Annotated in this window: 18 protein-coding genes; 7 read left to right on the plus strand and 11 right to left on the minus strand. The window is 54.9% G+C overall.

Annotated features, from left to right (window positions below):
• Positions 1-49: 49 nt before the first annotated feature.
• A complete protein-coding gene (locus tag H6F75_RS01340) occupies positions 50-1,507 on the minus strand; it encodes a metallophosphoesterase (protein WP_190748485.1) in 1,458 nt (485 codons plus the stop codon).
• A gap of 82 nt (positions 1,508-1,589) precedes the next feature.
• On the opposite strand from H6F75_RS01340, the gene H6F75_RS01345 reads away from it, so the two are divergent.
• Positions 1,590-2,102, plus strand: coding sequence for a hypothetical protein (locus H6F75_RS01345; RefSeq protein ID WP_199303697.1), 513 nt, complete (start codon positions 1,590-1,592; stop codon positions 2,100-2,102).
• Positions 2,103-2,229: 127 nt separating this feature from the next.
• Here H6F75_RS01345 and H6F75_RS01350 read toward each other — a convergent pair whose 3' ends face one another.
• From H6F75_RS01350 to H6F75_RS01360, 3 genes are all read right to left on the minus strand, one after another.
• The gene (locus H6F75_RS01350; RefSeq protein WP_190748487.1) at positions 2,230-2,514 is read right to left on the minus strand and encodes a hypothetical protein; all 285 of its coding nucleotides are present in this window, start codon (positions 2,512-2,514) and stop codon (positions 2,230-2,232) included.
• Between the two features lie 716 nt (positions 2,515-3,230).
• On the minus strand, positions 3,231-5,489 hold the full coding sequence (locus H6F75_RS01355) for a transglycosylase domain-containing protein (RefSeq protein WP_190748489.1): 2,259 nt from the start codon (positions 5,487-5,489) through the stop codon (positions 3,231-3,233).
• A gap of 164 nt (positions 5,490-5,653) precedes the next feature.
• On the minus strand, positions 5,654-6,658 hold the full coding sequence (locus tag H6F75_RS01360) for a stage II sporulation protein M (protein ID WP_190748491.1): 1,005 nt from the start codon (positions 6,656-6,658) through the stop codon (positions 5,654-5,656).
• A 95-nt stretch (positions 6,659-6,753) separates the two neighbouring features.
• On the opposite strand from H6F75_RS01360, the gene H6F75_RS01365 reads away from it, so the two are divergent.
• The 5 genes from H6F75_RS01365 (at position 6,754) to pdxH (ending at position 11,676) form a co-directional block, all read left to right on the plus strand.
• Positions 6,754-7,740 carry a hypothetical protein gene (locus tag H6F75_RS01365; RefSeq protein ID WP_190748493.1) on the plus strand — a complete coding sequence of 329 codons (987 nt, stop codon included), beginning with the start codon at positions 6,754-6,756 and terminating at the stop codon, positions 7,738-7,740.
• Positions 7,741-7,870: 130 nt separating this feature from the next.
• Entirely contained in the window at positions 7,871-8,650 is a 780-nt protein-coding gene (locus tag H6F75_RS01370) for an RDD family protein (RefSeq protein WP_190748495.1), read from the plus strand.
• Positions 8,651-8,831: 181 nt separating this feature from the next.
• Positions 8,832-9,515 carry a zinc metallopeptidase gene (locus tag H6F75_RS01375; protein WP_190748727.1) on the plus strand — a complete coding sequence of 228 codons (684 nt, stop codon included), beginning with the start codon at positions 8,832-8,834 and terminating at the stop codon, positions 9,513-9,515.
• A gap of 563 nt (positions 9,516-10,078) precedes the next feature.
• Positions 10,079-10,999, plus strand: a complete 921-nt coding sequence (locus tag H6F75_RS01380) for a TIGR01777 family oxidoreductase (protein WP_190748496.1) — start codon at positions 10,079-10,081, stop codon at positions 10,997-10,999.
• A gap of 41 nt (positions 11,000-11,040) precedes the next feature.
• Positions 11,041-11,676: a pyridoxamine 5'-phosphate oxidase gene (gene pdxH / locus H6F75_RS01385; RefSeq protein ID WP_190748498.1), complete on the plus strand. Its 636-nt coding sequence runs from the start codon at positions 11,041-11,043 to the stop codon at positions 11,674-11,676.
• On the opposite strand, the gene H6F75_RS01390 is transcribed toward pdxH, so the two are convergent.
• A complete protein-coding gene (locus H6F75_RS01390; protein ID WP_190748500.1) occupies positions 11,673-12,176 on the minus strand; it encodes a Uma2 family endonuclease in 504 nt (167 codons plus the stop codon). The genes pdxH and H6F75_RS01390 overlap by 4 nt on opposite strands.
• Positions 12,169-13,578 carry a TldD/PmbA family protein gene (locus H6F75_RS01395; protein WP_190748730.1) on the minus strand — a complete coding sequence of 470 codons (1,410 nt, stop codon included), beginning with the start codon at positions 13,576-13,578 and terminating at the stop codon, positions 12,169-12,171. Before H6F75_RS01395 ends, H6F75_RS01390 begins: the two co-directional genes overlap by 8 nt.
• An 83-nt stretch (positions 13,579-13,661) precedes the next feature.
• On the opposite strand from H6F75_RS01395, the gene H6F75_RS01400 reads away from it, so the two are divergent.
• Positions 13,662-14,243 carry a DUF3611 family protein gene (locus H6F75_RS01400; protein ID WP_190514778.1) on the plus strand — a complete coding sequence of 194 codons (582 nt, stop codon included), beginning with the start codon at positions 13,662-13,664 and terminating at the stop codon, positions 14,241-14,243.
• On the opposite strand, the gene fabG is transcribed toward H6F75_RS01400, so the two are convergent.
• From fabG to hpsA, 5 genes are all read right to left on the minus strand, one after another.
• Positions 14,240-14,998 carry a 3-oxoacyl-[acyl-carrier-protein] reductase gene (fabG, locus tag H6F75_RS01405; protein ID WP_190748502.1) on the minus strand — a complete coding sequence of 253 codons (759 nt, stop codon included), beginning with the start codon at positions 14,996-14,998 and terminating at the stop codon, positions 14,240-14,242. The genes H6F75_RS01400 and fabG overlap by 4 nt on opposite strands.
• A 117-nt stretch (positions 14,999-15,115) precedes the next feature.
• Complete coding sequence (locus H6F75_RS01410) at positions 15,116-15,694, minus strand: prepilin-type N-terminal cleavage/methylation domain-containing protein (protein WP_190748504.1); 579 nt, start codon at positions 15,692-15,694, stop codon at positions 15,116-15,118.
• 58 nt (positions 15,695-15,752) lie between these two features.
• Positions 15,753-16,727 carry a prepilin-type N-terminal cleavage/methylation domain-containing protein gene (locus tag H6F75_RS01415; RefSeq protein WP_190748506.1) on the minus strand — a complete coding sequence of 325 codons (975 nt, stop codon included), beginning with the start codon at positions 16,725-16,727 and terminating at the stop codon, positions 15,753-15,755.
• A 38-nt stretch (positions 16,728-16,765) separates the two neighbouring features.
• The gene (locus tag H6F75_RS01420; protein WP_190748507.1) at positions 16,766-17,452 is read right to left on the minus strand and encodes a prepilin-type N-terminal cleavage/methylation domain-containing protein; all 687 of its coding nucleotides are present in this window, start codon (positions 17,450-17,452) and stop codon (positions 16,766-16,768) included.
• A gap of 42 nt (positions 17,453-17,494) precedes the next feature.
• Positions 17,495-22,336 carry a hormogonium polysaccharide biosynthesis protein HpsA gene (gene hpsA, locus H6F75_RS01425; RefSeq protein ID WP_190748510.1) on the minus strand — a complete coding sequence of 1,614 codons (4,842 nt, stop codon included), beginning with the start codon at positions 22,334-22,336 and terminating at the stop codon, positions 17,495-17,497.
• Positions 22,337-22,683 lie beyond the last annotated feature (347 nt).

The raw sequence follows: 22,683 nt of genomic DNA on the forward strand, positions 1-22,683 counted from the left end.
GTTTGGGTATAAGTTCTTCACTATCTATTCGATATTTAGCTTTACCTGCCTATACAGCAGCCCATCGCAGCAGCGTGGTTTTACCGCAGCCTGCCCCACCTCTTATCAGCAACCGATTAGTGCCGACACCTAAGTCCTCAAACACTTCTTCTGCTGATTTTGATGTCGGTTCTAGCTTCGCAGTTTCTTCCTCATCCGCCACCTCCGCTTCCTCGACATCTTCGTCAGCTAAATTTAGCGAGACGTAGGCTACTGTCAGTGAATATTTCTTTGACTCCCGTGGCACATCAATGCCAAAAAGTTGCATGTAGTCAAGCCTATTGACAACTGCTTGTCGATACCGCGCTTCATAATCGATGACCTGTTTCTGTTGTGAGCTAGTGATTGCGGAATCTTTTATTTCAAGCTCTAAGGTATTTGCATCATCAATAGTCGAATTGGGTTGACCATTCCTATCGGCGCTCACTAATGTTTTGAGCCAAGGCTTGAGATGGGTTAGCGGCCAACATCCCACTTCATCTGTTTGGTTCGCTACACAACGTGGCACCCAACCGCCACCTGCTGAGTCATACTGACGCAGCCAAACTTCTCCATTACTTGTTTCAAAATTCAAACGAACAATGTTGTAGCCATTATTCTTGCTTTCTGACCACTCATGACAGGCTCCGGCTGAAATTACCGTATGTCCTGTATTTGAGTTCATACGCACAAAGTCTTGATGCTCATGACCATGCAAAACAAAGGCAAACTCTCGCTCAAGTTGACGCCCAAAGATCGGATTTTCTTCAGGCACTAACCAATTAGGCGGATGGTGAATCAGCGCAATATTAAAATCGTTATCTGGGGGCATCTGCTGGATAAGTGTTTCTAGCTGAAAACGACCTGCCATCCAGAGCCGCCCCATTTCTGAGCGACCTGCTCCTGCTGATGACCAGGCTGAGTTAAAACCTGAAATTCCTACTCTGATTCCAGCAAACTCCCGGGCATTGACATAAACCAAGTACTCTCGTAACTGATCTTGGCTCGTGAGCAAGTGCTCATAGCCATAGTTCTCAAGAAATCGAGCATAATCACTAAGCCTGGTTTTAATTTGTTGCCAATCTGCACCTGCTTTATTCAAGAGTTCCGCAATTTCATCAATCGAGTGAGGCTGTTCAAGCCATGCTCTTTCAAAGGTCGTGATCACTTCCCGATTTACATCATGGTTACCCGGCACCAGAAAGACGTTGCGCTGTTCAACTTCAGGGCTAAACGTTGTACGCACACTTTCCAAGAAGTCATGCGCTTCCTGAAACTGGTCCGCAATCATCTCACCGCGTTGACTGCCAACCTGTCCGTAAGCCGCATCCCCTGTAAAGAAAATTAAATCAGGGCGCAAACCTCGCTGCTCCTGCATCTTTTTCAGGTCGGTACAAAGTGTATCGGTAACTCGCTTCGCATCCCATCCCGTCCTTGGCTTGCAAGCATGTAGGTCTGATAGGTGTAGCCAAGTTAGAGTTTGAGTCATCGGTTATGAAAAGAGTGGGTAGAACCGTTATAGCTAGCTAGGTTTGCTCTAATCTTAGTCTCAGTATCCAGAGTTGTCCGCAATGTCTGACCGCCAACAGCCTGATTCCCCAATTGAAGACCCTTCCAATGCTTCCTTTAGCGATATCAAGGGGTTTGAGCTAAACCTGCTGAAGGAAGAATATTTCTTCATACAGAACATCATTGAAGACTACAACAAGCAAATTTGGGTCATCAAAGCCCTGGGCATAACCGGTACAGGGGCCTTATTGGGACTAGCGTTGCAGCAAAAGCAGAACCTCTTCGCCTTGATTGGGTGCGCCATCCCAATCTTTTTCTGGATACTCGAAAGCCAGTGGAAGCATTTTCAAAGGGGTTTTTACCCTCGCGTTGTTGAACTCGAAACAATCCTTCTCAATGGGCATCAGCTTAGAGGGCCAGCTATCTACACTGTTTGGAGCCGTTCTTTCAAACGTGCTCCTGTCTCAAAGCGGCAGGGCTATGTTTGGGATGGTTTGTTGAACCCTAGCGTGTTTGTTAGCTACGTCTTAGAAATCGGATTCTTGCTTGTCGTTTATGCCTTGGACTTGGTATAGCTGTTTTAAGCTTCTTCCGCCCTTAATGCTTCCGATGACGCCTCAGCCTCAAGTACAGAACGCTAAGGCGTAGAGTAGTTGGCTGGTGCCCACCCTGCTGAAATGGGCACCAAATAAAGGCCGTTTGCTACCTTAGCTGTCGATGTCGCAGCAGGTAGCTAAACACCTCCCCCTGCTCGGGGGTAATCAAAATCCCCGACTCCGGTATCGTGAACTGGCGGCTCCACTCCAGCCGCTCAGCGTATTGCAGCAGATGCAGATGGTTAATCGCCCCCTGCACCCCCTCCGGCGAACCAATCACCAGATGGCGCAATCGCTCGCGCCCCGGCTGGGCATTTGGATTCGCTAGCAACAGCGGACTGGTCGCCACACCCCAACGGGCCGACGACGCCAAAAATGGCAAACACAACATGAGGAATTCCTCCAAAACAAGGTGGGTAGGAAATTCCCCAAAATTTGGCCGCCCCAGACTTTGTGCAGTTCAGGACGGCCTTGGGTAATAATCACCTTAGCCTCCGAGACAGCTGTATCTGCCGACGGGGTTAGCCGCTGGTTGGTGTTGGCGCACCTTCCAGCGGCGCTTGACCAAATTTTTGGGAAGACAAGCTGCACTCACACAGCCTTAGCTCAGTACGATATCTCATTCGGCCTGCACAGACAAGTTAAATTTGTTACAGCTTGAGAACTGAGCTGCATGGCGGCAAATCGCATTCGGGTGGAGGCGATCGCGAGGATCCCCTCCTAAAAAGGGAGGTGAGGACACCCCTCTAATCTAGAGCTCGGCCAAAAAGACTTACCCTTTTTAAGGGAGTGACGGATAGAACTAAGACCACAAGAAACTAGGGGATCCTCTTTACCCGGCTGAGTAGTCTCCGAACCTAGCCGAGTAGTCTCTGAGCTGAGTCGAGTAGTTTATGACCCTAGTCGAGTAGTCTCTAAGCTTATTACGAGCACCCTTTGAGCTTAGTTGAGTAGTCTCTAAATATAGTTGAGCAGTCTCCGAGCTTAGTCGAGTCATCTCTAAGCCTAGCTAAGTAGACTCTGAGCCTAGTTAAGCAATCTCCGAGCCTAGTCGAGCAAACTCTGGGCCTGGTCAAGTAATGTTTGAGCCTACTGACAAACCACTAGCTACTGCACCACCTGCCGCATGTAGTTGCCCCACACCGCCGCCGCCTGGCCGCTGCTGCCCTGGGTAGAGGTATTGTCGTCGTTGCCGAGCCAAACGCCCGTAGTGAGGTCACGCCCTGGGACGAACCCAATAAACCAGAGGTCGCGGTTGTCGTCAGTGGTGCCAGTTTTGCCTGCTTCCCCCAGGCCTAGAAAGGCGCTGCGGCCAGTGCCACCCTGCACCACGCCCTGCATGAGCCCTGTCAGGGTGCTGGCAATGCTAGAGTCGATCGCTTGGCGATCGGCGTCTCCGGCCTGGCCAAACTCGTAGATGACGCGGCAGGTGTTGATGTCGTTGAGGTCAGTGCAGTCGCTGCTGTCGAGCACCCTTAAAACGCCGTGGGGTCGGTTCCACACGCCGTTGTTGCCCACGGCGGCAAAGGAGCCGGTGATTTCCAGCGGGGTGACTACACTTTCGCCCAGGGTGAGGCCCGGCGAGGCCACTAACTCAGACTCGATGCCCATGCGCTGGGCTAAGTTGATGACGTTCCTTAACCCCGCCTCCTGAGCAATGCGCAGGGCCACAACATTCTCAGAGCGGGCCATGCCGGCATACATATCCAGCGAGCCTGAGCCCGACCGGCAGCCTGCAAACTGCTGGCCGCTCCAGTTCATCGGTTCACAGGAGAACGATCGCCCCGGAGAAATGCCCTGCTCTAGGGCCGCCCCGTAGGCAAACAGCTTAAATGTTGAGCCGGGCTGGCGCATCGCTTGGGATGCCCGGTTGAATTGGCTTTCGGCAAAGTCTACGCCACCCACCAGGGCGCGAATGGCTCCGGTGCTGGTTTCAAGGGTGACCACAGCCCCCTGGGAATAGGCCAGGGCAGCTCCCTGGGTAGCGATATCCTGGCTCAAGGTCTCTTCTGCCGCCGTCTGGAGATCTAGGTCAACGCTGGTCTCCACATAAAAGTTGCCCTCCCGCGCCAGGTTGGTGCCCAGCACGTTGTCTAGCTCTTCAAAGACATAGCTGTAGAAGTAGGGGGCACGGGTGCTCTGGAGCTGGCGGGTGGCATCGGGGCTGATCTCAATGCGCGATCGCCGCGCCCGCCGCGCCTCTTCCTGGCTAACCATGCCTAGGGCCACCATGCGATCGAGCACAAGATCGCGGTTGGACACGGCAGCGTCGTAGTTTTGTACGGGATTAAAGGCGTTGGGAGCAGGCAAGATACCCACCAGAGTCGCCGCCTCCGACAGGGTCAGGTCGCGGGCGGGCTTGTCGAAGTAAAACTGAGATGCATCCTCAAAGCCGTACAGCGTTTCGCCTAGATAAACCCGGTTGAGATAGGTGAGCAGCAGGTAATTTTTGCTGTAGAAAGTCTCCAGCTTGAGGGCCGTGATCGCCTCACGAATCTTGCGTCCCGCCGAATCCTCAGTGCCTGTGTACTCACGGTAGACGCTGCGGGCCAGCTGCTGGGTAATCGTGCTGCCCCCTTGGCTAATACGACCACTGCGCAGATTAACCACTACTGCCCGTAAAACGCCGAGGGGGTCTACCCCCAGGTGCCAGTAGTAGCGAGCATCTTCAGACGCAATCAGAGCCTGGGGTAGGTAAGCCGAAAAGTCGCTTATGCGGCGCATTTCTTGGTGAGACTGAGTCAGCTGCTCCCGTAGCGGCACGGTAGCCCCGTCTTCTTCACCCAATACCACCACAGGTCCCTGCACCGAGTCGGGCAAAGGTCGCATCGGAATTTTGGGCCACTCTATCCCAACAATCCAGGCCCCCACAGCTAGCGAGAGGCCAGTAAAGCCGTAGAGGGTGTAGCGGGCAGTTTTGACGTACCAAGGGGGCGGCTCGTTAAACCGCAGCTTGACGGCATCCTCCAGCTCTGGCGGGCCGAGGGTGAAGACATCGCCGTGGTTCATCACCACCTGGGTGAGCCGCTTTTTGCCCCGATAAATGCCGTTGGTGGAGTTGCGATCCTTCATTACGAAGGGCTGGCTGGGGCGGTTGGTGTCGCGGGTGAGGGTGGCGTGCACCTGGCTGACGATGGGGCTGGGGGCCACGATGTCGCACTGGGAGGTGCTGCGCCCCATGACGTAGTGCTCGCCCAGCAGGGGATAGGTAGTGGGCTTGCCGTTGACGGTGACCTCTAGCTCGGCAGCGCGAGCCCCAGGCTTGACCGCCAGCTTGCCAAAGTCAACCTTGGCTTGCACAGCCTGAAAGGCCTGGGTAACGGTTTTGAGCAGGGTGCGAGGCGGGGATGGGGGTGAGGGCGACATGGCAAGTGGCAATAAGCCCAACCGAAATACTGCCCTATTGTAGTCATAACCTTCGCGATCGCTTTGGCAGATAGACCACTTTTAGGGATAGTCACTTAAATTAATGGCACTGCCCGGAAGTCTCTATAGCTATTGCTGCACCCGTATTGAGCGTTGGTTACTGTTCACAAAACTAAACTCTTTGTTGGGCGCTGGGTGCGACAGTACTGCACAAGGGCAATGAAGATTACCGTTCCTGCAAGGTACTTGAACTCATTGGGAATCCAGGTTTGGGGGGAGAAAAATCCTTCAATTAGCCCCGCAAGCACCAGCATGGGGATGATGCCGTAGAGCAGCTGGGCTGCCTGTAGACCATACAGCTTCAGCGCATCAATGCGGCGGTAGGGGCCAGGCAGCAAAATGCCTCGGGCCAGCAGCAGCCCGCCCCCCCCTGCCATAAAAATAGCTGGTAGCTCTAGCGCCCCGTGGGGAAACACAAAGGCCCAGAGGTCGTAGGCCAAGTTGGCCTGGGCCACCAGCACGCCGACGCAGCCAATCATCAACCCGTTAAACACCAGCAAGAACACCGTAAACGCCCCCGGTGGAGTAATCAGCGGCACCTCAGGCATAAACATCGTGACGCCCCCCACCAGCGCCCGCAGGGAAACCCCAATGTTGTTGATCATGATGCCGCTCGAGGCAACGGGTTCAATGCCCATAATGGAAACTGTCCACAATTCCTGGCTAGTTTTGACCTCTTCGACAAATTCTTGGCCCAGCACCAATGTCAAGAAAGCCGGATCTTGCCAGGCAAACCACCAGCCTACAAATCCACCGATCGCAAACAGCCCCGTAGCCACGGCAATGTAGGCCCAACTCCGCTGCACTACCGCCGGAAAGCCGTAGCGACAGAAATCCCAAAAAGCCTGCCACTCTTGGCGGCGAGAGCCTTGATAGATTTGGCTATAGCTGCGACTGGTGAGCCGCTGCAAATCTTTAATGACGGCCTGACCCACACCATGCCCCTTAGCTCGAGCCAAATCTGCCGAGACTGACCGATAGAGGCTGGCCATCTGTCGCACCTCGACGGCAGAGAGCGACCTGAGCCCGCTTTTCTCGGCCTGGGTGAGCAGGGTTTCGAGCTGCCGCCAGCTCGCTTCTCGCCGGGCCATCCAACGCTGAATATTCATGAAGCTAAGCCAGAAAAACGGGCATTCTACAAAGAAGTGTAGGCTAACCTCGAAATGAACGCACACCGTTGTAAAACTCCTAGGAGACGGAGCCGATGACCCCATTCGCACAGCAGGGTAGCCAGCTCGGCCCCCTCAATCCCGGTGACGTAGTGAGCGCGGCTCTGCGGCTCTGCAAAGACCGATTTAAAACATTTTGTCAGTTGGCAGCGCTGGCCACCCTGTGGCTTGTGGGTGGAATTTTTGGCATGGGTCTGGCGATCGCCATTCTGGCTGGCATCGGCTATGGGGCTGGCGGTGAGGCGGGGGCTGTGATTGGCGGCCTAGTAGGATCACTGCTGGGGTTTGCGCCCTTGCTCTACGGCTCTGCTAAGTACTACGCGCTCTCCAGCGTTATCGGCAGGCTGTCGTTTCGAGAGCTGATCAGCCAGCCCGAAACCGCCTTAGATGCTAGGCGCGCAGTGGCTCCTCGCCTAGGGCAGTTCTTGTTTCTGGGTTTCCTGCTGCTGCTGGCTTACATGGCCGCCTACATGGCAGGGGCAATGCTGGCGCTGATTGCCGGAGGTAGCATCGGATTCTTGACGGCAGGCATTTTATCGGCGCTGATCAATGAAACGGTCGGCGGTGTAATAGGCATTTCCTTAGGCATGCTGATCGGCCTAGGGATTTTGCTGATCGCGCTGATTTGGATAGCCTCGCGGCTATTTATCTCTGAGGTGGTGCTAGCCATCGAGCCTCAATCCGACGCGGGCGGCAGCATGAGTCGCAGTTGGGAACTCACCAAGGACTCAATTGTGCGCATTCAAGTGGTGTTTCTGGCCACGTTTTTAATTCAGCTGCCCATTTTGGCTGTGACTAACTACATCCCCAGCATTTTGCTGGAGCTGGTGCCCGCCAATGACACAGTCTATGGCATTGCCGCTGTGCTCAGCCTAGTGCTGAGTCTGGTGGGCAGCCTGGTAGTGCTACCCCTATGGCAGGCGGTTAAAGGCGTCCTCTACTATGACTTGCGCAGCCGCCGTGAGGGCTTAGATTTCTCCCTGCGCCATGATGACGAACTGGGTCTTGATGAGGGGATGTGAACGCGCAGCGGCTTCCCAACGGGTGAGGATGGGGAGTAGATGAATTCAAAATTCAAAATTGAGAATTCAAAACTTTGAATTTACTTTCCTCACCTCCCACCCCCTCATCCATCCACCCCCTTCTCCCCTCATGCCCCTCTTCAACACCGTCACCATTCGCACCCCCGAAAGCGTTGAACTAGACTTCGTGCTGGCGGGAGTGGGTAGTCGGGCGGTGGCCCTCACCCTCGACTACCTCTGCTTGGGTGCCGGGCTGACGGGGCTCGCCGTTGTCTACAGTTTCTTGCTGGTGCGACTGCTGGCGATGGATACGCTGCTGACGATTCCGAGCGAGACCGTGCAGCTGTGGATCACTGCGATCGCAGCGGTGCTTGCCTTTGCCCTCTACGTCGGCTACTTTGCGCTGTTTGAAACCTGGTGGTATGGCCAAACCCCCGGCAAGCGCTACGCCAAAATTCGCGTCATCCGGGATGACGGCCAGCCCGAGCGCTTGCCCCAGGCTACTCTGCGATCGCTGCTGCGCCCTATCGACGATATTCTCTTCATCGGCTTCTTTTGCGTGTTGCTGAGCAAGACTGAGAAGCGGGTGGGCGACTGGTTGGCTGGTACCCTGGTCGTGCAGACCGACCCCGTGAGCAGCGGCGAAATTCAGGTGTCCGAGCGATCGCAGGCGATCGGCAAAGACTTGCTGGCCATAGTCGATATCACCCGTCTCTCCCCCGACGACTTTGCTACCGTGCGTGAGTTTTTGCAGCGGCGACAGGCCATGAGCCCCAAGGCCAAAATTCTCGTCAGCGATCAGCTAGCCCGCCGTTTCAAAAATCAGCTGGTGATAGAAACTCTGCCTACCGAAATGACCACCGACACGTTCTTAGAAGCCCTCTACTCTGCTTACCAGCAAGGGAAGTGAAGGGGTGAGGCGTAAGGTGTAAGGCATAAGGAATGTCCCGATACCCATCCACCCCCTACCCTCCCACTCCCCACCTCCCTCCAATCCTTAGGAGCACCTTAAAGCTTAGAGAATCCCCTTAGCGTGGCTGCTATCATTCCAAAAATGCGAATTGTCAGTCACCTCTACCCTGGGCCAGCTCATGTTCTTTGACCCCATCTACATCCTGGTGGTTGCTATCCCCACAGCCATCCTGACCTTTTGGGCGCAGAACAGGGTCAAAGGCACCTATCGCAAGTATTCTCAGGTGCAATCCAATATGGGAATGACCGGTGCCCAGGTGGCCCAAACCATTTTGGTTAAAAAGGGTGTGCGCGACGTCAAAGTTGAGCCTGTGGCTGGTGAACTCACTGATCACTACGACCCCCAAGCCAAGGCCGTGCGCCTTTCTGAAGGCATCTACGGATCGGGTTCTTTATCGGCGGCGGCGGTGGCGGCTCACGAGTGTGGCCACGTGCTCCAAGACGTAGAGGGCTACAAGTTCATGAACCTACGGGCTGCCTTCGTACCTGTGGTTAACCTTGGCTCTCGCATAGGGCCGATGTTGATTATGGCAGGGCTTATTTTCAACATTCTCAACCTGGCCTGGCTGGGGGTGATCTTCTTTGCAACGGTGCTGTTATTTCACGTGGTGACTCTGCCAGTGGAGTTTGATGCGTCGCGTCGGGCCCTGCGGTTAGTTGATGAGTTGGGCATTCTTCAGGGTGAAGAGCAAAAAGGGGCGAGAGCCGTGCTCGGTGCCGCCGCTCTAACCTACGTAGCCACAGCGTTTACTGCGTTTCTCAATCTGCTGTACTACATTATTTTGATCAATCGCCGCCGCTAGACCCCCCATGACCGATCAAGCTTGCACAGTTGAGTTGAACTTGCAGGAGTACGGTCGAGGCTATTGATAGGCTAGCCCGAGGTGAGCAGGGCTATAAAACATTGCACAAGGCTGCTGGATTTAATTCAGCTTAGAGCGATCGCAACGTTTTCGCCGCCACTTTGCTCAGGCCCTCAAATTTCTGAATCAGAAAGGTACCGCGTCAGCGAGCTGGAGAGTAATCCATCAATTTTTGGTAGCTCCGATGGCGATCGCCCGCAAACGGTAGAATCCACCCTGGTCATCGATCGCAACGATCTTCGGCAGGTTTTGATGTGCTTTATGGGGCGTTGCGCCGAAGCAAACAGCATGGCCTAGGGTGAATCGTCTCAGGCAGATGGTTTATCCTAGACCAAGCCCGCTTCTATAGCAGGGTCATGCAGCAACCACCTTCAAGGACGTTTCTGTAAGTCTGAATCGCAGGCGGTTGTGAGCCTGCTAGCTGTCCTAAGTTTCGGCAGCGACCGCCCGTTGGCGTCCTGAGCTAGCGGGACAACCCTATCCTTACCTAGAATCAGGTGCCCATGAAAATTGCAATTACTGGAGCCACAGGTTTCGTTGGCAGCCGCCTGGTAGAACGGCTCCAGGCCGAAGGCCACACCGTGGTGGTGCTCACCCGCAGCATCGATCATGGCCGTCGGGTATTTCCTCAAGCCGCCTTCCCCAGGGTGGAGGTGGTGGGTTATAGCCCGTTAGAGTCAGGCGATTGGCAAACAAGCGTACTCTCGGGCTGCGATGGGGTAGTTAACCTGGCTGGGGCACCCATCTCAGAGCGCTGGAGCGATGAGCACAAGCAGGCGATTCTAGACAGCCGCAAGGTAGGCACCGAAAAACTCGTAGAAGCTCTAGCTAAGGCTGAGCCCAAACCCCAGGTTTGGGTAAACGCTTCGGCCATTGGTTACTACGGCACCAGCGAGAGCGCCACTTTTGACGAAACCAGCACCCCCATCGAAGACGATTTTCTCTCCCAGGTTTGTCAGGCTTGGGAAGGGGCGGCCCAGTCGGTTAAAGATTACGGTACCCGCTTGGTAATATTGCGCTTTGGCATTGTGCTGGGTATGGGCGGAGCGGTGGCCAAAATGCTCACTCCCTTTCGCATGTTTGCCGGTGGGCCGATTGGCAGCGGCCGCCAGTGGTTTTCGTGGATTCACCGCGACGATTTGGTGAGTCTGATCATGCAGGCGCTCAACGACCCCCAAATGGAAGGAATTTACAACGCTACCGCCCCCAACCCAGTGCGCATGGCTGAGTTTTGCAAAACCTTGGGTAAGGTTCTCAATCGCCCTTCTTGGCTGCCGGTGCCTGACTTCGTGCTAGAAACCATATTGGGTGACGGGGCTCAGGTGGTGCTAGAAGGGCAGCAGGTCTTACCCAAGCGCACCGAGGCCACCGGGTTTACTTACCACTATGCCCGGGTCAAAGACGCTCTGGATGAGATTGTTTAATGCCGAGTCCTTAAGCCTGAAAGATTAAGCCGAAATACGCAATGGATATTGGTGAACTGCGCCGTGACTACAGTCAGCGGGGGCTAGACCTAGCTGATCTCAACCCCGATCCCTTTGCCCAATTTGAGCTGTGGTTTCAGCAGGCCCGTGAGGCTGAGTTATTAGAGCCTAATGCGCTGGTGCTGTCTACGGTGTCTCCGGAGGGGGCTCCCTACCAGCGCACCGTACTGCTCAAGTATTTCGATCGCGACGGCTTTGTCTTCTTTACCAACTATGGCAGCCGCAAGGCCCAGCACATAGCTGAGAACGCTCAGGTCTCGATGCTGTTCCCGTGGTACCCCCTAGAGCGGCAGTTGGCGATCGCAGGCCCCGCCAGCAAAATTTCGGCAGCAGAGTCGCTGCGCTACTTTTCGTCGCGTCCCCGCGGCAGCCAGTTAGGAGCTTGGGTGTCGCAGCAGAGCAGTGTGATTGCCTCACGACAGCTGCTAGAGATGCAGTTTGAGAAAATGAAGGAAAAATTTCTCAATCAGGACGTACCCCTGCCCGACTTTTGGGGGGGATATCGGGTCAAGCCCACCAGCTTTGAGTTTTGGCAGGGGCGACCCAGCCGCCTTCACGATCGATTTTTGTATAGCCGAAAGGATGATGGGTGGGCGATCGCCCGGCTATCTCCTTAAACCAGCAGGCTGAAATCTACCCGCTCATAGATATCCATCATCGGCAGGCGAGCATCGGTAATCGCCAGCTCTACCACTGAGTCGAGCCCGCTCTGAGTCGTCATGCCCCACAAGTTCTCCTCTGCCCGGTAAAACTGCTCCACTCGGGCCTCGGTCTGGTGCACAAATAGATAGGTTTGCAGGTAAGGGATCGCTCGGCAGCGGCGAAACATGCCGCTGCTATCGGGCAACGTGGAGGCTTCTGGGTTATAGCTCGGGGTCGGACCCGATAGGATTTCAAAGATGACGCAGGGGTTGAGCAATTTATCGTCCTGGCCATCGTGGAGCAGAGGTTCGCCAGCCACCACCAGCAGATCCGGGTAAACCCCCTTGCCTTGCTCCGGCAACCACACCTGCACCCCGCGGGGCAGCACCTCATAGAGGCTGCGGCCACAGGTAACATCCATCAGGCGCATAAGGTTGCGTAAAATGCGCCCCTGATTTACCGAACTGTCACTCATACTCGGCTTCGGCCTCGCCCCCAACCACCACATTGCGAATGCGTAGGCTAGGGCCTCCACAGCCTACTGGCAGCCCATTCTGCCCGCCCTTGCCGCAGCCTCCCGACTCATCCCAATAGAAGTCATCGCCGATCGCTTCAATATCGGCCAGGGTGCGAAACACATTGCCCGATAGGGTAACATCGCGCACGGGCTCCGCCAGCTTACCGTTGCGAATCATCCAGGCTTCCCCGGCAGTAAAGGTAAACATTTCGCCATTGGTCATGCCCTCTAGCCAGTTGCGGGCATAGACGCCTTCTTTGATATCGGCAAACAGGTCATCAACCGGGGTGGTGCCGCGCTCAATCCAGGTGTTGGTCATGCGCACCAGGGGCGAGTAGTGATAGTTGAGGCAGCGGGCATTGCCCGTGGGCTGCTCGCCCAGCTTGCCCGCCGTTTCACGGGAGTGCAGCCGCCCCACCAAAACACCATTCTCAATGAGCTGAGTGGTGGTGGCGGGGGTGCCCTCGTCATCATAGAAGTAGCTGCCCCGGTGGCCTTGGGGAGCGGCGCCATCAAAAATTTGTAGACTGTCGGGACCAAACCGTCGACCCAAACTCATCGACTCCAGCAGGTCAGGATTTTCGTAGGCCATGTCGGCCTCCGATAGGTGACCAAAGGCCTCATGGACAAACAGTCCAGTCAAGATTGGGTCGATTACGACATCATAAGCGGCCCCTCGCACAGAAGGCAGATCTAGAGCTGCAACCGCCCGTTGGGCCGCTCCCATGACCTGATCATCCAGATTCTCTAAATCTTCGTAAGCCTTGCGCGAGCCAGTGGTTTCGCGCCCGGTCTGTACGGTGTCGCCGTCGCGGGCAGTTGCGGCAAAGCGCATTTCCATGTCGGACCAGGCTTGATCGATCAAAGTGCCTTCAGAGGTGGCCAGGAGCACCCGTTGGGCCACATCGTTGTAGCGTACCGACGTGGTGGCAATTCGGTGGTCTATACCTTGGAGTAGGTCAGCATAGTGGTTGCACAGAGCCTTTTTGCGGGCCAGGGAGATTTGGCGTGGGTTGGTGCCGGTAAGGGGCAATTGGCGAGTGATTTGTATGGGGTCTACGGGTGCCAGTAAGGTTTCGTCATGGCCGACTAGGCGGGCGGCAGCGACGGCGGCTTCTACGCAAGGGGCCAAGCTCTCCAGGTCATTAAAGCTAGCAAAGCCCCAGCCACCTCGGTAGCAAGCTCTAACATGTCCTCCGATCGCGATCGCCTCACTGAGGGTTTCTGCCTGCCCACCCCGCAAAAAAATGTCGGTACCCTCCGACTGTTCCAGACGAATGGCTAGGTAGTCTACGCGGGGCCCCCAGCGATCGCACAACTCCTGCACCCAAGTCTTTGCCTGGTCAATCGCTTCCACCATATCCATGCCCCCAAGCCTTTCCCCAAATGTATCATTCAGAAGACCTTGCCCCCAGGCTAAAATCACAGGCTAGAATCACAGATATGACTACAGACTTTGACTACACCTTACCCCCCGCCGTGCGGCGGATTTCAGGCTCCTTTCGGGTAGTGGGCTGGATCAGCTTTTGGGTACAGATCGTGCTAGCGGCAATCTCCAGCCTGGTGCTGATGTTTGCTCTGGTTAACTTGGGGGCGCGATCGGGAGGGACGGCAAATCCCGGCACTGGTGTAGGGCTGCTGTTTGCTGCCCTAGGGTTGGTAGCCGTCTACCTCAGTGCCTTTTGGGCCTTTCGCTACACTCAGCTAGGGCGGCGGCTACGCAGCCGCGACATTGCCAAGCGCCCCAGCCCGAAAGATGCTCTTCAGGCTTTGCGGCTAGGCACCATCGTTAGCATGGTCGGTATGTTAATTACCCTGTTTGGTAGCCAGGCGCTGATCGGCTCACTGTTGGGCAAGGCGCTGGCTCAGCCCCAAGGCGGCACCGTGTTTGTACCAGGCAACATCAATCAGTACGTTGAGGCCTTCGATATTTTTGTAGTGCAGGCCAACACCAACACGCTGCTGGCCCACTTCGTATCGCTGTCTGCCACCCTATGGCTATTGCGGATGGTAAATCGCGCCTAGGCCATCACCATGCCGCCATCTACGTTGAACACCTGGCCGGTAATGTATGATGCCGCTGGGTCTGCTGCTAAAAACCGCACCATGCCTGCAATATCTTCGGGCTGGCCAAACCGTCCTAGGGGAATGAATTTGCGAATGTCGTCTGTGTTGGCTAGATCGCCGGTCATATCGGTTTCAATAAAGCCTGGAGCCACGGCATTAACGGTTATGCCCCGACTAGCCAGTTCTTTAGCCACGGTCTTAGTAAACCCAATCACGCCAGCCTTGGCTGCGCTATAGTTGGCCTGACCTGGGTTGCCCATCTGACCCGCCACTGAAGCAATGTTGACGATTCGCCCCGATCGCTGCTTCAGCATAATCTTGGCCACAGCTCGAGTGCACAAAAACACCCCAGTCAGGTTGAGGTCAATGACGGCCTGCCAGTCTTCAAGCTTCATGCGCAGCAGCAGGGTGTCGCGGGTAATGCCAGCGTTGTTGACCAAGATATTGACGCGGCCAAATTTCTCTAGGGTGCCGCTTATCAGCGCGTCTACCTGATCTGTTTGGGAGACATCAGCCTGGACAGCTACAGCACTACCGCCTGCCTGCGTAATTTCAGCTACTACCTCATCGGCAGCCGCGCTAGAACGAGCGTAATTAACAACAACCTGAGCTCCTGATGCCCCTAGGGCGATCGCCACGGCCCGACCAATGCCCCGCGAAGCCCCTGTGACGATAGCAACCTGGCCCTCAAGGGATGGGGAAGATGCAACCATGGGATACCTCACTTAGCAAAACGTGCCCATTGTTTTTATCACGAAATGGGGCCAGGCGGGAGTAGACAATTGGGCATCGGATAGCCTAGCTGCAGCTCTTAACCATGTGGTATTTGCTTAGTTGAGACCGACTCTGGGGTTATCACATTCAGTGTTGTTAGCAGTTTTGAGACTACCCAACAAGTTAGCCACAATTACGCACTGCTGAATCGTGCCTGGTCCACCGCTAATATTAATGACAAAGGGTAGACTATTTCTATCAGTAGGTAATCCCTGGTGGTTAAAGGCAATACTGTTGACCGTACTGTCTTTAGTGCCGTTTGGCAGCACCCTATATGCCGTCAGCGTAATTTGCCCTGTTTTGTTGGCTTCTCCCCCAAGTACCTGTTCCCTGCCGTTAAATACTGCGGTACCGGTACTGAAGTCTAACGAGCCAATTCTAAGGGTGGGATTAGGCGCAGTAGTCACAACCTGTATCTGTCTGGCTTGCCGCAACTGTATAGCGTCTTGCTGAGCAGTTTTAACCGCCTGAATAACATCGCTGCGTACAGCGATCGCCCTTTGGCGGTTTGAAAAGGCAAACCAGCTCGGTGCCGCGATACCAGCTAGCACCCCAGCAATAACAATAACCACCAGCAACTCAATCAGGGTAAACCCCACTTCAGACTGTTTGGCTAGTGTGCGCAGGCGTTTCATAGCAGCTACCAAAGTACAACAACTCAACTCAAACTAACCTTGAACTGCACCTTACCAACTACAACCCAGGTTGCTTATCGATAACACCCCGAATTAGCACTTCAGACTTTAATGTGGGCAAGCGCCCGGCCTGCGAAAATGACCCAAGAGCCGAACTTTCGGTGGCGGTATTGCCTCGCAAAAATACAATCAGTGTTTGGTTACTGCCAACAGTTAGGCTACTGTCGTTATTGTCAACCCGTGTAGTACCTTCCAGTACACAAGCATAGAAATTATTGGCATTGGCCGGAGTCTGTAAATAGCCTGTTGGGCAAAGGCCAGTGGTCGCTTCGTTTGGATTAGTATTATCTACAAAGTCGGTCAGCACTGACAGGTTACGAGGGGTAGCTCCTGTTCCTTTGGTCCAATTTGCAAAGGTATTGGTGCTACCTGTCGGTTCTGCATAGCCCGGCGTGATAGTTAGGTTGGCCAACCCAGTTGCCGTGTATTTGGGCAGCTCGTAGCGCACAATTCTAGACTTGCCACCCCAAATGTCGTTGCCAGTATTTTGCTGTTGGGCATAGATCACAAGGGTATAGTAGCCCTGACGAAGTCGCAGAGTATTGCACTCGTTAAGTTTGGTTCCTGAAAAAGCTGAGGAACATGTGCTGTTAAAAAAGGTTCGAACGCCAGCATTAGTTGGATCTAGCGGGTCTAACCGCCAAAAGGCCAGCACTGGCACTTCGCCAGTGCGTGGAAAGTCATTAAGCTGGCCAAGTACCGCAGCAGGGCTTGAGTAAATGAAGACTGCCTCACCAGCATCGCGAGTGATGTAATCGATCGCGCGGCGCATGTCCTGCTGCGTTTGGGTCAGTATCTCTTCGCGGCGGTTGATTCTCAGCATCTCAACCACCAAATACAGCATGGTGCCAACGATGAGCGACCCAACCACGATCGCAACCAGCAGCTCAATTAGGGTAAAGCCCCGCCGACTAGTTTGTTTCGCTCGCAGCAGCCAAGCCAGCATTAAATTCATATCGGCTTTATTAGCCATAGGGTGTCACCCTCAAGAGATGATTGTAGATCGCACAGTTAGTTGCAGCCGGTAGGTACCGAAGCCGCAGTATCGAGATGCTGAATGTATTGACATAGGGAAGTACGGCCATCCCCTACTGTGACATTGGTATAAAGAGCAACCAGAGGGCGTCGTCCCCGCTGCCCTGCACCATCAACCATGCGTAGAGCAGCGGGGTCTTTAGATAAGTTGCCGCTGCCTGACAGCACAGCTTCGTAGTCGTACACGCGCACGCCCATGCCAAAGGTAACGGGCACACTGCCGACAAATCGGCCTGGGGTACGGTAGGTCTGCACTGCAAACTGGTTGCCATTGAGGCTAGCTGCACGGGTCTGAAAAGCCGTAGTGGGGGCGGCCACAGGGGCACCGTATGTTGGCCCTGGCACCTCGGCAACTCTGCTATCTGGGTTAGTGCCAGTGATGGTAGTAGAGGGCGGCAGGTTGCCGGTATTGGCCTCAGCGCGCTCGACGAGTAGTCGCACCCGATCGATTTCAGACTGGGCTAGCTCTAGGGCCTGCTCTGCCTTTTGGCTCTGTACCCGAGTGGCTACCGAAATAACCAGGGCAGGAGCAATGGCGCTGCTAACGAGACCCACAACAATAATGGCGACTAGACATTCAATCAGGGTGAGGCCCTGTTGCCCTTGGGCTGGGGAGCGCCCCCCAGCCCAGTGAAGATGGCGTTTGAGTCGATTGGTAATCACGATGTGCGGCTCCTGGTGTCACAGTGCGGATGCAGTTGTTAGTTAGGCTTTTGTACAGAAATTAGGCATCAGCCTTGTACCAGCAGCATTTTCTGCACAGCGCAGGTTAACGATGTATGGGTCATCGGATGGCAGCTCGCGGTAGTACTCGCTGCGGGGGGTGCCAATGCTCACAAAGCGTCGGGCTGCAGGGGCCGGAGGCACATAGAGCAGAGCCACATCGTAGCCCCAACGACGACTGGGCGGCTTGTAATAACCCAGCCTTTCAGCGGCTTCGGGGTCTTGGGTTGGATGCCAAGCATCATGCTCAAAGGGACCCGTGGCATTGGTCGAGAAGTTGAGCTGAATCAGCGAGCCAGCAATGTGTAGATCCACATCGTTGTTCCAGTCTTCTAGAAAGCGGACAAAGTTATGAAGACCGCCGTAACCCTGCTGGTACCGCTGGGGCACCAGCCCGCTGACAAAGGTGCCATTGACGAACGTCGTGGTAGCCCTTTGGAGGTTGCGATGTCTGTCATCATCGGTACGGCTGAAATCCGTCCATGTGCTGTCGCTGTTGTAGACGCTATAGTACGGCTGAATCGCAGGGGTGCCAGCGTTATTTCGATAGTAGGTGCCATTGCGGTCAACCCACACTGGCGCGCCTGTAGCCGTACTCTCACGCACCCAGTTGGTCTCAGCAGCAGACAGCGTAGGACGGTTTTGATTCATGTATGACGAGTCAGCGCCGCCAGTGCTTGCCGGTCTAACCTTCACAAAGCCATCTTCCACAGCACCGTCCCTAAAAGTGCCAGAGAGAATGGTAATGGCATCGGCCAAAATTTCTACTGGTCGCCAGTGGTCTGCTGAGAGCGTAGCAAAGGTATTGGTGTTGAGACCTGTGCGGGCGTTGTAAAAGGGAAGACCGAAGGCTGCAGCAGGGGTTTGATTATAGAGAGTCTGCGTAAACTCTTCGATGATGTTGGCAATTGCACCAGTGGTGCTGTGGGGGTTGAAGTCTCCCTGAATGTAGACGCTGTTGTCGGTAACAAGGGTCATGCCTACCTGGCGGGAAAAGCCAGTGCCGCTAAAGTCGGCTGGGTTGCCGCTAAAGGTTCGCAGTCTAAAGCCATGGGCTCTGCGCTGTGGGTCGGCGAAAAAGTCTACAGGTTTGAGACTAATCAACTCAGCCGTTAGAGGAGGGTCTTGGAAGACAGGGGTACTGGGCTCAACCCGCATGCGGCAACTTTCCTCTGTTTCGATGTTGAATCGCTTGGGGGCAGAGCCATTGAGGGTTTCGCAGTAGGCCGCAGTGACGGTTGCCGACGTGTTTTTAGGTCGAGTAATTTCGTCTTCCCGCACGGCATCTTCTCTGAAGGCAAAGACGACACCCTCGCCTCGGTTGTCGGGGTTGGACGATAGCCAGAAGTCGCCTCCGGCAATGGCCCTACGAGTGGTTAGCGCCTCAATATCCATATCTAGCACTCGAGTATTGAGCTGCTCGCGGCCGTTGTAGACGCCTTTGTCTAAGAAGGGAACTCGAATGATGGCACCGCCAGGGCCAAGGATTTTGAAGGCCTGAGCCTGATCGCTGATGTTGGCGACTGTGGGTGCCCCAGTAGCTGTAGTCGCAGGCACAGTCCAGCTTGTGAGTGTTGTTGGTGTTGGCCTGGGTATAGCTGCAAGGTTGTCGGTATCAAGCACAGGGTCTGTACCGTTGCCTACCCGGCGGAAGAGAATCGTGGCAGAGCCAGGGGGGTTGACTGCACGAACGTAGGGGTTAGTAATGTACTCTTCAGCGGGCTGAGGGTTAGTGGTGAAAACGGTGCCATCGGGCTGCTGGGTGCGGCCATCGCCATCGAGATCGTGGTCGGCTAGTGGAAACAGGTAGTACAGCGACGGGTGGCGGACGCCCATAACTGTCGACTTGCTACAAGCAATGTAGCCAAGAATGCCAAGATCATCTTTACCACCAGTACCGGAAGCAACGGTACCTTTAAAGAAGTTAGGGTTGCACTGCAGCTTGAAGTTGGCACTCATAGAGGTCAGAGACAGTGGCTCTGTATATCCGGTTGCTGGATCCCAAGTCACGGTATCAGTCCCACCAGAACCTAGGCTAGTGATAGGTAGCCCCTGCCTGAAGCCCAGTTCACGATCGCGAATGGTGCTAGTCAGATAATCAATTTGTTGAGTGAAGTTGAGAATGGCATCTACCTCGGCTGCTGTCGCGTTAGTGGCTTGGCTCCCAAGGATTGTGATCCAGTCTTGACGGGTGTACTCGGCAAAATACTCGCCAAAGTCGCACGCTTTTTGATAACCGGGAGAATCTGTGAAGCCAGGTTCGCAGGTAGCGTTATTGACGTTGGTGTCTGTCCAATCTCTGCTTTTGCCCATTAGAGCAAACAGTGCCGACGAACTGATGCCTCTAATCGTCGGGTCATCAGCACCGGTGCGGCCCACATAGTTGTTAATCCGAAACAGCGCGTTTCGCATTTGAGTAGCAATGTTCTGAAAGTTGACATTGCCAATGGGGTTGCTGACTAAAGCACGGGCCTCTAAATAATCGCTTTGGATGTTGTAGGCCAGCAGGCTAATGGTGCAGGCGGCACTGTGCAGAGTGGCTTTGTCAGCAGGGCTGAGGTTGGCGTAGGTTGTACCTGCATCAAGATATTCGACAAAGACTCGCCGCAGGGGGGAAAAGTCGCCCCACATGTTGAAGTAAGGGGCTGGATGCACATCGGCATCTTGCACGGGCTTAAACGAAGGAGCACCACCTTTGGGGTCGCCCGCAAAGTAGGCCAAGTTTCTGAGGGCGTTGCCCAAGGGCTGACCGGAGGCGATCTGCGTGGCAAATTCACTCTCTGTATCAAAGGCCGGGTTGAGCGCAAACTCCCAGCCGTTGGTGCCGGTGCCGTTTAAGAAGTCGGCCCGCAGCCGGGTAGTGGAAACTGGGTAGTTATTGAAGGTGCGGCTGTTGAGAATAGTTTGAGCCGTACCAGGGTGGGCCGTCGTAGCCATGCAGGCGGCGGGGAAGGTGCCGCTGTTAATTTGGTAGTGGTACACGGTCATACCCTGCACGGCTGTCAGGTTATCGCGCAGGGCTTTGCGCTGTAACTGCTCGTGGCTGCGACCGTATCGAGTAGCGGTAGTGGGTGTCACCTTGGCGGGGTAGAGAGGGTCGGCCCCGTTGTTAGCGTTTAGGGCTGCACTAACGGGGCTAGAGTTCCACCCGTTGGCATTGCCTAGCTCCAGGCGCTGGCCCACAATTAGGCGCATACCGGTTTTAATGGCCTGGCGCTCCCAATACCCGTCTAAACCATTATCTGCGTCGGTGAGCCGACCTAGGCCATTAATGCGATCGCCAATGGTAGCTGCGTTATTAGTGACATCTAGGGTGGTGTCACGGCTGTCGTAGCGAGGTTTTGGCCCCCAGCGGTTGTCAGCTCGGTAGAAATCGTCTACAAAGGGGCGAACTACCTTGTCGTTGATGATGCGTTCACGAGTTTTAAAGCCATCCGCATTATTGCCGTCCCAGTTAGGATCGCGCTGCCAAACTCCGGGATTAATGTGCTCAGTAACATCACGGGTAAACAGTGCTAGGGGGTTCATTGCAACATCCGAAGGACGCACGTTGTTGTCTGAACCGCTAGTTCTTACGGAGTCGTTGGTGTTATTGAGGGTAAGGTTGATTTTAGCTGGCACACCAGCGCCATTCCAAACGTGAATAATGGAAGGGCTGCCACTGGTAGTGTTGTCAAACCGCATGGTGCCCCTAACGGCCTGCCCCTGGAACTCCTGTTGACCATTGACTACTGTGCCTGGAACGGCTCTATCGTCGCCGTTGAGGTCGACTTCGGAGAGCGAAATTTCAGAGGCTTCCTTGCTGTAGAGGCAGGAGTTGTGGGAGCTGACCATGTGCGATCTATAGCCTTCCCCCGCGCCAGTGCCGCTGCCGGCAAAGGTAAAGAAGTTGCCATCGGTGTGCATGGCCCCGTTCCAGTTAAATTCTGGACCAGGAGAGACATCTAGGTCGTAGCGGAACCAGGCACCCCACTTATTGGCCCGAGCGGCAGTACGCGACTGCTGAAACTCTAGGGTTTCAAATGTGCGGTTAGCATCGTTGAGGTTGGCGACAAAAGCATTGACCTGGAAGTTCTTTTGAAGGGTTGAGTTGTTGCCCTGCTGTACCACCTGCCAACCGCCTTCTGCTAGCGCACCGGCACAGGCCGCGCTAGCTTCGGTAGTGGCTAGAGGTCCAGTGCGGGTTACTAGGGCATTGGCTTTGGCCTGGTTTACGGGGCCATCAATGCGAGTAGTGGTAGCGGCTTTTGGTCCTTGGTCGTCGACCAGAATTGAGTAGACAACTAGTTCGTTGGCGGCAACCGTGCCATCGCCATTGAGATCGATATTGAATGACCAGGCGTTGTCTAGCTCACCATCGTCATTGATGTCAACCCGGGTTTCGTCAGGAAGAGTATAGGGGTCGTTGGCACCCGGCAGGCGGGTAACGCGGCCTGTATAGCCCGCATAGGTGTTGGTGATCAGCATGAGGTCGGCCAGAATGTCGCTGGCAGGCACCCCGCTGGGAAACCGGTTATCGGTCTGAAACAAAAACTCAATTTTGGCCTTGGCCCGGTCGACCGCCGGCGTCGCGGCGTTGGAAATGACCTGCTGCTCGCGCTGGGAGATGGCCATATCGCTGCGGGTAAAGGAGCGATAGGTAAGAGCGGTGGCAGTGAGCACCACCATAAGCACTAACAACACCGTGGTAGGCAGCACAAAACCTGACCGGGCCAAACGGGCCGGTCGGTTAGCCAAAAGCACAAGTTGTAGCAGCCCAGTAACTAATCGCTTAATTGCTGCCTGAGGAAGCCGCAAAGCCTTTCGCAGTAGATGACGACTCATGTTTCTAAGACCGATATGCCGAACAATAAAACCGATAACGTGCGTGGAGTAAGGCTTTGGTTGGAGGCCAAACCTTACAGCAGCAGCAAATATGATGAGCCTAAAGCGCGATCAAGTGCCTAGTTAGGGCCGCTACGCCTAGGATGAAAACGGGGGTGCTCCATTGGCCTTTGGTAATAGCCAGTTAACGTCGAGGGCACTTCTACGGAAGTGACCAACGTTTACCTACTAAAATACCCAGCTATTGTAGCCAAGCGATCACGGTTGTAAAGTCGCTAGGACGACTATGGCGATCGCCTGTTGTGTTTCTAACTGTTCTCCAAGTATGCCGGGGGCCGACGGGTAAG

Origin of the sequence: Nodosilinea sp. FACHB-131 (assembly GCF_014695395.1) — a bacterium.
GTDB lineage: Bacteria > Cyanobacteriota > Cyanobacteriia > Phormidesmidales > Phormidesmidaceae > Nodosilinea.